The organism is Allobosea sp. P1_A7 (assembly GCF_056406775.1).
The window spans coordinates 1-13,289 of sequence record NZ_JBFTZN010000154.1 but is presented as its reverse complement, the minus strand read 5'-3'; the positions used below and the strand labels follow the sequence as shown (position 1 = coordinate 13,289).

Annotated in this window: 11 protein-coding genes and 2 pseudogenes; 7 read left to right on the top strand and 6 right to left on the bottom strand. The window is 62.4% G+C overall.

Features of this window, described 5'->3' with window-relative positions:
- Together AC1D34_RS23705 and AC1D34_RS23700 are read left to right on the top strand one after the other, a co-directional pair.
- A pseudogene (locus AC1D34_RS23705) lies at positions 1 to 412 on the top strand (cytochrome C oxidase subunit I); the annotation flags it as partial.
- Positions 409 to 1,221 (top strand): c-type cytochrome, encoded by an 813-nt coding sequence (locus tag AC1D34_RS23700; RefSeq protein WP_476825492.1) that lies wholly within the window; start codon positions 409 to 411, stop codon positions 1,219 to 1,221. The pseudogene AC1D34_RS23705 and the gene AC1D34_RS23700, both read left to right, overlap by 4 nt.
- Positions 1,222 to 1,423: 202 nt before the next feature.
- Here the strand turns inward: AC1D34_RS23700 and AC1D34_RS23695 are convergent, their stop codons facing one another.
- The 6 genes from AC1D34_RS23695 to AC1D34_RS23670 form a co-directional block, all read right to left on the bottom strand.
- Positions 1,424 to 2,263, bottom strand: coding sequence for a hypothetical protein (locus tag AC1D34_RS23695; RefSeq protein WP_476825491.1), 840 nt, complete (start codon positions 2,261 to 2,263; stop codon positions 1,424 to 1,426).
- Positions 2,264 to 2,691: 428 nt separating this feature from the next.
- Complete coding sequence (locus AC1D34_RS23690) at positions 2,692 to 3,684, bottom strand: phospholipase D-like domain-containing protein (protein ID WP_476770403.1); 993 nt, start codon at positions 3,682 to 3,684, stop codon at positions 2,692 to 2,694.
- Between the two features lie 42 nt (positions 3,685 to 3,726).
- On the bottom strand, positions 3,727 to 5,505 hold the full coding sequence (locus AC1D34_RS23685) for an ABC transporter ATP-binding protein (protein WP_476825490.1): 1,779 nt from the start codon (positions 5,503 to 5,505) through the stop codon (positions 3,727 to 3,729).
- A gap of 20 nt (positions 5,506 to 5,525) precedes the next feature.
- Entirely contained in the window at positions 5,526 to 5,903 is a 378-nt protein-coding gene (locus AC1D34_RS23680) for a response regulator transcription factor (RefSeq protein WP_476770405.1), read from the bottom strand.
- Positions 5,904 to 6,003: 100 nt separating this feature from the next.
- The gene (locus AC1D34_RS23675) at positions 6,004 to 6,609 is read right to left on the bottom strand and encodes a response regulator transcription factor (protein WP_476825489.1); all 606 of its coding nucleotides are present in this window, start codon (positions 6,607 to 6,609) and stop codon (positions 6,004 to 6,006) included.
- A 7-nt stretch (positions 6,610 to 6,616) separates the two neighbouring features.
- Complete coding sequence (locus tag AC1D34_RS23670; RefSeq protein WP_476825488.1) at positions 6,617 to 8,836, bottom strand: sensor histidine kinase; 2,220 nt, start codon at positions 8,834 to 8,836, stop codon at positions 6,617 to 6,619.
- 424 nt (positions 8,837 to 9,260) lie between these two features.
- On the opposite strand from AC1D34_RS23670, the gene AC1D34_RS23665 reads away from it, so the two are divergent.
- From AC1D34_RS23665 to AC1D34_RS23645, 5 genes and pseudogenes are all read left to right on the top strand, one after another.
- Positions 9,261 to 10,184 (top strand): formylglycine-generating enzyme family protein, encoded by a 924-nt coding sequence (locus tag AC1D34_RS23665; protein ID WP_476770408.1) that lies wholly within the window; start codon positions 9,261 to 9,263, stop codon positions 10,182 to 10,184.
- A gap of 157 nt (positions 10,185 to 10,341) precedes the next feature.
- Positions 10,342 to 12,021 (top strand): arylsulfatase, encoded by a 1,680-nt coding sequence (locus tag AC1D34_RS23660; protein WP_476770409.1) that lies wholly within the window; start codon positions 10,342 to 10,344, stop codon positions 12,019 to 12,021.
- 98 nt (positions 12,022 to 12,119) lie between these two features.
- Entirely contained in the window at positions 12,120 to 12,341 is a 222-nt protein-coding gene (locus AC1D34_RS23655; protein WP_441493108.1) for a hypothetical protein, read from the top strand.
- Positions 12,342 to 12,496: 155 nt separating this feature from the next.
- Entirely contained in the window at positions 12,497 to 12,892 is a 396-nt protein-coding gene (locus AC1D34_RS23650) for a hypothetical protein (protein WP_441493107.1), read from the top strand.
- A gap of 35 nt (positions 12,893 to 12,927) precedes the next feature.
- Positions 12,928 to 13,289: pseudogene (locus AC1D34_RS23645) on the top strand (haloacid dehalogenase-like hydrolase); the annotation flags it as partial.

Here is a 13,289-nt window from a genome sequence, read left to right as displayed (position 1 = left end):
GCTCTGGACCTGGTTCGTCGGCATGATGGTCGTCACGCTACCCTGGCATCTGGTCGGTGTCATGGGACAGCCGCGGCGCATGGCCTATTACGACTTCACCAATTCGGCGCTCGCGCCGCAGGCGATCTGGGTGAGCRTGTCGACGATCGGCGGCTTCATCCTAGTTGTCTCGGCGATGCTGCTCGTGGGCGTGCTGCTCGCATCGCATCGTGCCCCGAAAGCCACGATCCCGCCGCTCAGATTTTCCCTTGCGGTCAATCCTCCTCGCCGGCTGCCCAAATCCCTGAACAGTTTCGGGGTCTGGACGCTGCTGGTCGTGGCCCTGACCGCCGCGAATTATGGCTATCCACTGGCCCAGTTTCTTTTCCTGAACAGGACGAGCGTTCCTGCCTATTCGAGCCAGGTACGATGAGCAGCGGGGGGCGCCAAGCATCGCGCGATTCCCGGTTCGCCGTATGGATCAGCGCCACCGTCGCGCTGTTCATCGTCGCGGTGCTGATCGGCTTCATATGGTTGCCATCCGTCCAGAGGGGCGCCGAAGGTCTCGATCTCTGGAGCGTGATTTGCCGTGCAGTCGGCCTGCCCAACGCAAGTGCGCGGGCTCCCGTCGCGATAGCCGCACAGCCCGCTTCGACGGTTGCCTGGACCGCCTCGACGCGACAGCAGCTTGCGCAAGGTAACGCGGCGCGCGGTGCAGCGCTTGCGGTCAACTGCAACAACTGCCACGGCCTGAACGGCATCAGCACTGACGCGGCCTTCCCAAATCTCGTCGGTCAGAGCGCGGACGCGATCTACAAGCAGCTCGCGGATTACCGGAGCGGCAAGCGCAACCCGGTGGTAATGGGAGTATTCGTCTCATCCCTGTCGGAGCAGGATGTTTTCGATCTCGCGAAGCACTTTGCGTCGCTCCCGCTCCCCGTTGCCGGGCCTCCGGAAAAGAGCGATCCAGCGACCTCCAACGTCCGAACCCTGATCGAAGTCGGCGATCCCCGGCGAGGCATGGCGCCCTGTGCGGCATGTCACGGACCGCTCGGCTTGACGATTGGCGCTCCGAGCCTGCGAGGCCAGCAGCGTGCCTATCTCGAACAGGAACTGCAGGCCTTTGCCACGGAGAGCCGCCGCAATGACATCAGGGAGCAAATGCGCTCCATCGCTCGCCAGCTGACGAGCGCAGAGATCGCGATGATTGCTGCCTATTATTCCGGCCTTGGCCAGCAATAACCGCGGGGAAGCGTTGCCTCATCAAAAAGGATTGCCGGCGCGCGGCCTGCTGATTGCAAGCGGGTATCGGTTCCTGCTGGGCTAGCCTCGCGAAACCATGCGAGGGGGAGTGAGGAATGGGCCGAACCAGTCGCGGCTGCCATGGTGCAGCCCTAACCAGAACGGTACTGGGTTGAACGTTCGATGCGGCGTGTTCGCCGGGCTATTTCGGAAACAGGAACTGCACCTGGGCCCGGAGTTGCCAGTCGGCGCCGCCGCTGGGCTTTGCGACATTGTAATAGGCTGCAAGCTGCGCGTTGATGGCCTGATGGCCGATCTTGAACACGCGCCCGAAACCGCCTCCAATCGGCACCGTCCAGCGGTCGCCGTGGCCGGCTTCCCAGTCGGCGGTGATGATGGGAGACGAGGTCAGRTACCAGCCGCCGTGGAAATTGTAGTTCACGAAGGGCTGSAGCGTCATCGCRTTGACCGCGCTGCGGTTGCTCTTGCCCGCGAAGGACCAGACATTGTTGRCGAGRACGCCGACGACCCAGGGSCCTTCGATSGCCAGRGCRACGAARGCSGGRCCSGCCGAGTACTTGCCGSYGGTSAGGGTCTTGTCGGTGCCGGTCGGGAAYACGAAGGTCGGSCCGATGCCCCAGATGATGCCGTGCGTCGGCTGCTTCGGCGAGAAGAAGAAGCTCGGGTTGATGTCGCCGAGGCCGAACTCGCGSTCRCCATTCACCGTYAGGGCCGGTTGCGMGATCACCGGCGTGATCCAGCGCGTGATCAGGTTCCAGTCCTTRTTCAGCGTGATCGGGATCACGGGCTGGATGTTGAGGACRTTCTGCAGCTGCTTATGCGGGCCGACATTGAAGTTGGAATTGTTCTGGAACGGCAGGCTGATCATGTCGGCAACGGGGTTTTGCGCCGCCTTGGCAAGATCGTCGGTGCTCTTTTCGGGGCCCTCCTGGGCGATGGCGAAAGAGCTCGCCAAGCCGATTGAGATGGCGAGCGCGACCCTCAGTCCGAATCGTCCGCAGCCTGTGCGTCGTCCAGTCATGATGTGCTCCGTCTGTCATCCAGACCATCTTTGATCATTGGAACAGAGTTCGCTGCTGAGTGCCAGATTAGGTATTGCTTGCAATGCGCAATCATCACCGTGTGTTGCTTGTGTGATACATGTCGACAATGTTGTGGCGGAGGCTCCGCTGTGTCTACGACAGTATTCGATGCATTGGGAATGCAATACGGTTCGACGGGAGAAGCTCACTCAAAGAATCGGGMCGATGGGGATCGACGCGATCACGTGTATTGTCGGGTTCTTCGTCTCCGCGATCGGGGGCGGCCTGATTTTCGACGGCGTGGTCGAAGCCTTGCAAATGCACGGTGTGACCACTTTGCACTGAGCGCCGCCTGCGCCTGAGCAGCGCACCCTGCGCATCGGGCGGGATCGCTGGACCTGAGAAATCTGGTTCTCGCCCATCCCAGCTACGAACCTTTGTTCGCGATCGCGAGTTTGCCGGCGCCATCGACGCCATGCTTCTGCAGATCGGCCAGCAACCCTTCGTCCGACAGGTCCAGCCGGTGCGAATGCTTCCAGTCGTGATGCGAGACTTCGACCAGGCGCTCGACAAGGTGGCGGGCGTCGGTTTCGATGGCGAGCTCGCGCCGTGCATCGAAGCTGCCGGGGGTCAGGTTGATCGAGCCGACGATCGCGCGTTTCTCGTCGGCCAGGAGCATCTTGCCGTGCAGCTTCAGATTCTTCAGCCGATGGATCTTGGCTCCCACATCTTCCATGATCCGCAGGCCGCCGACGCCTTCCACCAGCTTGTCGCTCTTCAGCTTGTGCGGCTGCCGCGCCATGATGTGGACCTCAACACCGCGGTTCAGCGCCCGGACGAGGCGCTCGATGATCACCGTGTCCTGGTAACGCTCATTCTGCAGCCATAAGGTTTGCTTGGCGTCGTCAATGAAGGCCGCGATCCGTTCTCGGCCGTTATTGGGGCACCAGATCAGCTTCGACGCAGGATCGGGCGCGAACTCCGTCTGTACCCAGTCCGCTTCGAAGCAGCGCACCATCTCCGCGACTTCCAGCTTGTCGGTGGTGGTGACGGCATAATCACGCGTCTCGGTGAGATCCCGCGTCTCCCAGTTCAGCGACTCGACGAAGCCGATCGTATCGTCGATCACCATCGACTTCTGGTGGGTGAGAGCAAAGGCCGGGCTGCTGTCGCGCACCTCGATGCCGGCAGCGTCGAGCACCTGGCGCGTCTCCTCGTTCTCGCTCGCGCCGTCGCGGCGCGCCGGGTTGAGCATGACGCGCACCTGGACGCCGCGTTGCTTCGCTGCGAGCACAGCGCCAAGCAGGGTCGGGTCCGTGAACAGGAACATCCTGATATTGAGCACCCGCGTGGCGGCGTTGATCGGTGCGAGGATGGCATCGGGGGTGTCGTCGGGAAGGACAATCAGCTTGTGCGACATGGCCGGCACTCCTTGATTTGCGCAGGAAGGGACGGGGCGACCTCACTTGGCCGCGGTCGTTTCGAATTGGGCGCGGTTGAGTTCGGCATAGATCCCGCCGCGGGCAATCAGCTCGTCATTCGGGCCCTCTTCCGCAACGATCCCGTCTTTCAGCACGATGATCTTGTCGGCATTTCGAATCGTGCTGAGGCGATGGGCGATCATGATGACGGTGCGGCCCGCCATCAGCCGCCGCAGCCCCTCGATCACCAGGTGCTCGGACTCGGTATCGAGCGCCGCTGTCGGCTCGTCGAGGATCATGATCGGGCTGTCACGAACGACGGCCCGGGCGATGCCGATGCGCTGGCGCTGGCCGCCCGACAGCGTATCGCCGCGCTCCCCGACCATGGAATCATAGCCATGCGGCATGCGGGCGATGAACTCGTCGGCATTGGCGATCCTGGCGGCCGCCACGATCTCCTTGTCTGTCGCACCTGGCCGCCCATAGGCGATGTTCTCCCGGATCGTCCCGCGAAACAGCACCGTCTCCTGCAGCACGAAACCGATCTGGGCGCGCAGGGCGGCGAGTTTGAACGTGCTGACATCCGTGCCGTCGATCAGGACGCGCCCGCTCTTCACGTCATAGAAGCGTGGCAGCAGGCTGAGCACGGTGGATTTGCCTGAGCCCGTGGGCCCGACGATGCCAACGACCTGCCCAGGCGCGATCGAGAAGGAAACATCGCGCAGCACGAGCACATCGGCCTCGTAGCCGAACGCGAGATGCTCGAAGGTGATCGCGCCCTTGACGCGCCCCGGATCAACCGCATCGGCGCGTTCGAAGACGATCTCGTCGGCTGCGAGGATCGTCTGGATGCGTTCCAGCGCTACGGTCGTCTGCGCGATTGCCGTCGTGGCGCTGGCAAGATCCTGAACGGGTTTGAAGAATTTTGAGAGATAGGCGAGATAGACCGTCAGTGACCCGGCCGTCATGGTGCCTGCGATGATCAGCGCCGTTCCCTTCCAGAGAACGATGGCGGTGCAGAACGCGACCACGATGCTGACCACCGGCGAGAGCAGGGACTTGACCCGCCGTGCCTTCAGCGCCGCATCGACTGTCRCCTGGCTGACATCCTGCAGATGCGCGAGTTCGAGATCCTGCCGCCCGAACGCCTTGACCGCCCGGACCGAGCCCAGGCCCTGTTCGACGACCGCCAGAACTTCACTCTGCCTGACGCGCACCACGCGCGTCGCCTCTTTCACCGCCCGCTTGAAGCGCATGATGAAGACMAGGAGGAAGGGAATGACGGCGATTGCGATCAAGGTGAAGTCCCAGTCGAGCCAGAACATCAGCCCGACCATGAAGACGATCGTGAGAAGGTCGACGACGATACTCAACGTCGACGACGAGGCGAAGCTCTGCAGGGTCGAGACATCGGAGGTGATGGTGGAGATCAGGGTGCCGATCTTGGCATTCTGATAGTATCGCAGCGACAGACGGTGCAGGTGCTCATAGATGCGGATGCGTAGATCATTGGCAATCCACTGGCCAATGCTCGTGGTGTAGTAATTGTCCAGGTAGGTCGCTATCCCGCCGATGATGGCGATGAGCAGAGTGGCAACGCCCGCAAAGAGCGCGACACCGGTCGTGTTGCGGCTGAAACCGTACTGATGCAGCCATGCTAGCCATTCAGGCAAGTGATGGTTGCCGAGCGCATCGTCCAGGACCAGCTTCAGCGGCCAGGGCGCGGCGAGGCTGGCGGCAATTTCGACCAGCATTGCGCCAAAGGCGATGAGCAGCCAGCCACGATAGGGGCGGAGCAGGTCTAGAACCAGGCGTGTCATTCGCCAACTCCTGCACGGGGTCAGTCTCGGCTCGGCACACTCACAGCATCATTTTTTCCAGTTGATCCGAGTGCAATCACGAGCGCGTCGAATAGGTTCGCATTCCGCAACGGCTTCGAAAGAACGGCGACGATGTCCGAGGGGTGAGACGGCTCGCGCATCCCGTCACCATGGGCCGTAATGATGATGGTCGGAATATGGACGCCAGCCTTGACCAATTGATGGTGCAGCTCGAGGCCGGTCATCCCAGGCATTTGCAAGTCAAGGATCAGGCAGGCAGGCGTCCCCGTGGGCAAGACCTCCAGAAATTCGCGGGCCGAGCTGAAGATCTTCGTCTCATAGGCGCGAACCCTCAGCGTCCGACTCAGGGACTTCAGCACGGACGGATCGTCGTCCACGATAGCGATCCAGGAAGAATCCTGCCCCATGGGGCGGAACGTGAGGCGGTTTTTTCCCGTTGTCGACCTGACCGTTGGGCCAGTACGCATCGCGGGGCGACTACGCGGAAATGCCGGCCTTCTCTGTCAGGCGCACCAGATCGGCGACCATACGAACGCCGAGCTTCTTCATGATCGACCCACGGTGGAATTTGATCGTCTTTTCGACGGTGCCGAGCTGGTATGCGATCTGCTTGTTCAGCTTTCCAGCAACCACATGTGTCAGAACCTCACGCTCGCGGGGCGTCAAGGTTGCAATTCTGCTCTCGACCGAGTTCAGCTCGGCTTGCGCTTGCCGGGCGCGAGAATCTGCTTCCCTCGCGCGTTCTATGGCGGCCACCAGATCCTGGGCGCTGACCGGCTTGGTCAGGAAATCGACGGCGCCCGCCTTCATGGCACGCACTGTGGTCGGAATGTCGCCCTTGCCGGTGAGAAAGATGACCGGCCGACTCATCGCCGTGGCTGTCAGTGCCTGCTGAAGTTCAAGGCCATCGAGGCCCGGCATGCAGACGTCAACGACGGCGCAGCCTGGAATGGAAGCGTCATGTTCCGCGAGAAACTCCTGCGAGGATGTGAAAGCCGCAATCGTGTATCGCCTTACGCCAAGGAGGCGGGACAAGGCCTTGATCACTGATGTGTCGTCATCAACGAGGAAGACTGTAAACATCGGGCGCTCACTCGGCTGAGATCGGCGATTTGGCTGGCAGCAAGAGGCTCGCGACCGCTCCGCCGGCCTCGTCGTTCGCAAGTTCGACCTCGCCACCATAGGCCTCGACGACGGTCGAGCAAATCGCCAGTCCAAGGCCAAGTCCGTTTGGCTTGGTCGTGTAAAAGGGCTCGAACACGTGGCTCGCGGCTTCCGGCTGAATCCCGGGTCCGCAATCCTTGACGCGGACTTCGATCATCCTCGTCGGCGTACACAAAGTCGAAACGGCGATGTTTCGTTCGGGCGTGGGGGTGGAAGCCATCGCGTCCATGGCGTTGACCAGGAGGTTGAGCAGGACCTGCTGTAGCTGGACGGGGTCCGCGACCGTCCCGGGCAATCCACCCGCCAGTTCGAGGTTTACGCTGATCCTGCGACTGACGAGTTCATTATGGAGCAGCGCCAGCGTCGACGTGACGAGCTCATTCACATCGACGGGGACAGCCGTGGTCTCCCCCTTCTTGAGCAGGTTACGCAAGCGCTGGATGACATTGCTGGCCCGGCGATTATCGTCGACGATATCCTGCAACACATCGCGGAGCTCAGCCAGGTCTGGCGAAGCGGCGGCAAGCAAATCGAGCCCCGTTTCCGCATTGGACTGGATTGCGGTGAGCGGCTGATTGATCTCATGGGCGATCGCGCCCGACAGTTCGCCCAGTACCGAAACCCGCATCAGGTGCGCCACCTCCTGGCGCTGCAAGGCCGTTTCGATCTCGGCCATCTTCTGGTCGGTGACGTCGATGAAGATTCCGCTGAGCTGCTTCGGATCGACCCCGGGGGCGGGATGAAACCGCGCGCGAATCCGTATCCAGCGCGGCTCGCCATCCCGCATGACGCGAACGTCTGCGACGGCCGACTGGTCGCTGTTGGCCGCCTTCGTGAGCGAGTTCATCGCTCCTGCGCGATCTTCGGGATTGATTGCGGCAAGGAGCGCATCGCGGGAGAGGGGAGTATCCTCCCCAAGACCGAACAGGGCCCGCGCGTGCTCTGTCGCCCAGAGCGCGTTGGTCTCGCGGTTGAATTGCCAGAGGGCCAGGTTCACGGATGCCGCTGTGAAGGTCATCCGCTCTTCGCTCTCCTTGAGCAGAGATTCGGCACGCTGCCTTCTGCGCATCTGAAGCAGCAGCGCGCCGGCAACGGCCATCTGCAGGGCAGAGGTGCCGAGGGCCGCAAGCACCAGATTGTGATGCTGGTCCCAGATCGTCGGCTGTTTGAACAGGACCACGGCATCGGCCGGAAGATTGCCTTCCCGCAGATTCCAACGCTGCATCGCCCTGGCATCGACGCGGTAGCTCTGTCCGGGATTTGTTCGTGGCGGGAGCGCGGCCGGGTCAGCGCCTGCAATGATTTCAAGTGCGAGGTCGGCTGCGGCTATGCCGACAGACTCGAACGTCTCGATGAAGCCGCCAACCGTGCCATTGCCCAGATAGGTATCGTAAGGTGAATAGACGGGAGCGGGGGAAAGCGCGACCAGCGCACTCGCGACTTCGGCCGGAACAAAACTCTTGCCCGTGCCGTCCGCGAACACCGTCAGGACGATAACGATTGCGTCTGCGGGAACACGTCCCAACTCTGCAACGAGAGTGTCATAAGGCAGGCCGAAAAGGTACGTGGCTTCTAACTCGGCGTGAACCTGCATCGTCGCCTGCGCTTGGGTTTGCCAACGGCGATCCACTTCGGCGCTCCCGGCAATCATCACGACGCGCCCTGAATTGGGCTGCAGCGCCTTCGCCAATGCGAGCGTCTTTTCCAGATTGAACTCCGTGATGATCCCGGTGACGTCGGGAGGCGGTCGTGAGATGGCATAGGTTGCCGACGAGATGCTCGTAAACACGACGGGTACGGTGGGGGCGATCGTGGCGCGATGCTTGATGATGAAGGGCAGTGCCAGGCTCCCCAGGGTGACGATGACGTCCGGGGGGGAGCGCGCGTACTTGTCACGCAGGAACGACGCCATCCGATCCTCATGCGCGGGGTCGGAGCTGCGCGCGAGGTCAAGGAACTCGGCATCGATCTCGATCTTGTGAGGAGCGCGTTCCGAGAACCGAATTCGCGCGGCCTCGCTGATGGCCGCCGTGGCCGGAAATGTATAGTTGAACGCATGCAGAAAGAGGATGCGCGCTGGTTTCCGCTGGGACCGCGCAGCCGGAGCCAGCCAAGGGAAGGCGAGCACCAGAAGGAGCAGGCCCAACGCTCCAACACCTCGGGTGGTCTTTGCTGCAAGTTGTAATCGAACTTCCATCTTTACTACCGCAGCGGCACGTGGAAGGTCTCGAAGTTCTGGGAGGCCGCATTATTCAGCGTCACCTCTACCCTGTCGAGATGCATTTTTGCCGGGGCCGAAGCTCTTGGGCGCCCAGTCTTTTTCGGCATAGGCATGGTGTCAGCGGTTGAACCTTGACCGCGGGGCCTCGGGAAATCCCGGAGGCCGGAGAGCCTCGATACTGGGCCATGGTCCAGTAGAGCGACCCCCGATTTATCGGTACAGCCTACCTGAGAGCCGAGCACTCAGAGAGTGTTTCATGCGAAGTCTTGAAATCACGGAACGACCGTCCGCTGCCCCCAGCGATCCACTGAAACGAGCGTTGAGTGCGGCAACTGCGCCTCCGCGAGATATGCTCGTCATACTCGGCGGCACGTTCCGCATGGGGGCGGATCGCCATTACCCTGAAGAGGCTCCGGTTCACCAGGTTACCGTTGACGCCTTCTGGATGGACCGTACGCCCATCACGAACCGCCAGTTCCGTGACTTCGTTCGCGCCACCGGACACGTCACGTTCGCGGAGCGGTGTCCGGATCCAAAGGACTACCCGGCGGCCCGGCCAGAGATGCTCTATGCTGGTTCTCTCGTCTTCTCGCCCCCCGACCATCCCGCTGACCTGCGCTTCTGGGGCGAGTGGTGGACTTACTTGAAGGGCGCTGACTGGCGGCATCCCTACGGCCCGAGGAGCAGCATTCACGGGCTCGACAACCATCCCGTGGTGCACGTGGCATTCTCCGATGCGCTGGCCTATGCGCACTGGGCCGGGATCGACCTGCCGACCGAGGCTGAATGGGAATTCGCGGCCCGCGGCGGCCTCGACGGCGCGGAGTTCGCCTGGGGCGCCGAGTTCACGCCCGGMGGCCAGCACATGGCCAATACCTGGCAGGGCGACTTCCCGCGACAGAACCTCGCGCAGGACGGGTTTACGCGCACCTCGCCGGTTACCGCCTTCCCCCCCAATGGCTACGGCCTCTACGACATGATCGGCAATGTCTGGGAATGGACGAGCGATTTCTACGTGGCGAGGCACGCCGCCGATGCGCCAAAAGCCTGCTGCATCCCGGAAAACCCGCGCGGCGGGCGCGAGGATCAGAGCTACGACCCATGCCATCCGGAACTCAGGATCCCGCGCAGGGTCCTGAAGGGTGGCTCACACCTGTGTGCGCCCAATTACTGCCGCCGCTACCGGCCGGCGGCACGCCACCCCCAACTCGTCGACACCTCGGCAAGCCATATCGGCTTCCGCTGCGTCCGGCGCGGAGTCTCGAAGATCTAAAAGAGGAGGATATGCCGTGAAGCATGACATTCTCGCCGGAACTACGAGCACTGCCCCCGCTGACAGCCGAACGAGGCTCAGCCGTATTCTTGCCAGCGCCTGCGACACCACGCGAACGGCTCTCCTGGGAGCTACCGCGCTCATCTGTGCAAGCGCCTTGACGCCGGCCGTCGCACAGGCCCCGGCACAGGCGCCGGCCCCTGCTCAGGCGCAATCCCGACCGAACATCCTGTTCATCATGGGCGACGACATCGGCATCATGCAGCCGAGCATCTACCACCGCGGCCTGATGGTTGGGGAGACGCCCCATATCGACCGGATCGGACAGGAAGGCGCGCTCTTCACGCACTACTACGCCGAGCAGAGCTGCACGGCTGGCCGCAATGCCTTCTTCACAGGCATGCATCCGCTGCGCACCGGCATGATCCCGCCCCAGTTGCCGGGCAGCCCGTCCTATCTGCGGCCGGGTACCCCGGCGCTGGCGAAATTCCTGATCGATCTCGGCTACAACACCGGCGAGTTCGGCAAGAACCATCTCGGCGATCACACCGACGCGCTGCCGACCGCGCATGGCTTCCAGGAATTCTGGGGCTATCTCTATCACCTCGATGCGATGCAGGGTGTGAGCTTCCCCGACATCAACAGGACCCCGACACAGCAGACGGTCGCTCCGCCATGCCTGAACACGCCGATCCCGGGCCTTCCCGCGGTTCCCGGCGCGGTGGATCCAAGAACAACCGTTTGCCTGACGCCGCCACGTCCCGTGATTTCCTGCACATCCTCCAATGGCACCGCGGCCAATCAGACCTGCCGGGACGAAGGTCCGCTGACCCTGGAACGCTCGAAGACCGTGGACGAGGAAATCTCCGCCAAGGTCGTCGACTTCCTCGAGCGCAATGACCCAAGGCGGACCAACAAGCCGTTCTTCGCCTGGTACAACCCGGCCCGCATGCACATCACGACCATGCTGTCGCCGAAATACGAGGCCATGATCGGCGAGCCCGGCGGCAAGGACTGGGGCCTCAACGAGGCCGGCATGAAGCAGCTGGATGACAATATCGGCGTCGTGCTCAAGAAATTGCAAGACATGGGCCAGCTCGACAACACGATCGTCGTTTTCACCACCGACAACGGCGCCGAGACGATCACCTTCCCGGACGGCGGCACCACGCCCTTCAAGGGCGGCAAGCTGAGCACCTGGGAAGGCGGCATGCGCGCGCCTGCGCTCGTGCGCTGGCCAGCCGGCGGCATCCGGCCGGGCACAATCAAGAATGATATCTTCGCGTCACTCGACTGGCTGCCGACCCTCGTCAACCTCGCGGGCGGAGACAAGGGCGACGCGCTGAACCAGCGCATCATGGCCGGCAGCTATCCCGGCATCGTCAAGACCAAGCTCGATGGCGTCGACCAGGTCGAATACCTGCTCGGACGGTCGGAAAAGTCGGCACGCGATACGTTCTTCTACTATTCCGGAAAGGACCCCTCGGCGGTACGCTACAAGAACTGGAAGATCTATTTCGCGATGGTCTCAGATTCGCCGGCCGGCTTCATCTCCGGGGTATTGCCCTTCCACTGGGCCCAGGTCGTCAATATCAAGCGTGATCCCTTCGAGACCGCGATCGGCTCGCAATACAAGACGCTCCTGGGTATGGGCGGTTCGATCGGCTCCCCTTCCACCGCCTATATCTACGATTGGAACATGCTGCCGATCGGCCAGGCACTGTGGATGAAGGAGCTTCTCTCCTACAAGGACTTCCCGCCGATGCAGGACCCGGCGAGCTACAACCTCGATCAGGTCATGGACCAGATCAAGAACTCGAAAGGCCGGTCCGACTGAGCGCTGGCGAAAGCAACCAGGCAGGCGTCCTGCTCGGGGGCGCCTGCTCCCTTCCATCAGGCTGGCGAGCACCAGAACCTCTTTCAAGGGAGGACGTCATGAAGACCTATGTCATGACCGGCATCGCGTTATCGATCGGATTGATTTTGTCAGGCTGCCAGAGCTCGCAATCACGAGCGCAGCAACTCGCCGCGATCTGCGCCGATCCCAACAACCGGGCGCCCAAGTCCGGCTATTGGCGTGAATGCCAGACGCTCTATCCGTCAAGCACGCGGCAATTGCAGAAGGATTATCTGCTCGGCGCTGCGGCCGGAAACTGAGGCTCGTCCTGGGCCGGATCTTCCGATCCGGCCCAAGCCTTTCCGGCTGAACCTTCCCTCGTCACACCTGGGTCCCGGTGCGAGTCCGCGAAGCCCCGTTGAAAGGGCCTCGAGTCCATTCGACCCCGCATTCCCCAAACTATCCGGAGGACGTCATGCCATCCTACGCCTTCACTGCCCTTGCGCTCTCCGCCGGGCTCGCCCTGGCCGGTTGCCAGTCCACCTCCCAGACCGTGCAGCACAAGGAGGATCTGCTCTCGGCCGCCGGCTTCACCCCGCAGCCCGCAAACACGGCGGAGCGCGTCGCGGCGATGAAGAAGCTGCCGCCCAACAAATTCGTCCAGCAGGTCAAGAATTCGCAGATCATCTACGTCTACGCCGATCCGATCGTCTGCCAATGCGTCTATTTCGGCAACCAGGCGGCTTACGCCCAGTTCCGCCAGATGGTCTTCGCGCAGAAATTGGCCAACGAGCAGCAGATGACGGCAGTGATGAACCAGAACGCCTTCGATTTCGGCCCCTGGGGTGGACCGGGACCATTCATGTACTAAGTTCTGTTTCTCGCCGGCATTGAAGGGAGGCAAGGATGAAGCTGATCGGTTCTTCCGCCGACATCGACCGACGCATGTTGCTCAACGGCCTGGCGGCTCTGCCGGCTCTCACCATTCCCTTAAGTTTCACAGTCAGTTCGGCCTCCGCCCAAACGGACCCGTTGCCGTCCTGGAACCAGGGCCCGACCAAGGCATCGATCACCGATTTCGTCTCGCGGGTCACGGCGCAGGGCGGTCCCGACTTCGTCGCACCCGCCGAGCGTATCGCGGTGTTCGACAATGACGGCACGTTGTGGGTGGAGCAGCCGATGTATGTCCAGCTCGCCTTCGTGCTCGACCGGGTCAAGGCGCTGGCGCCGCAGAACCCCGGCTGGAAGGCGAAACAGCCGTTCAAGGC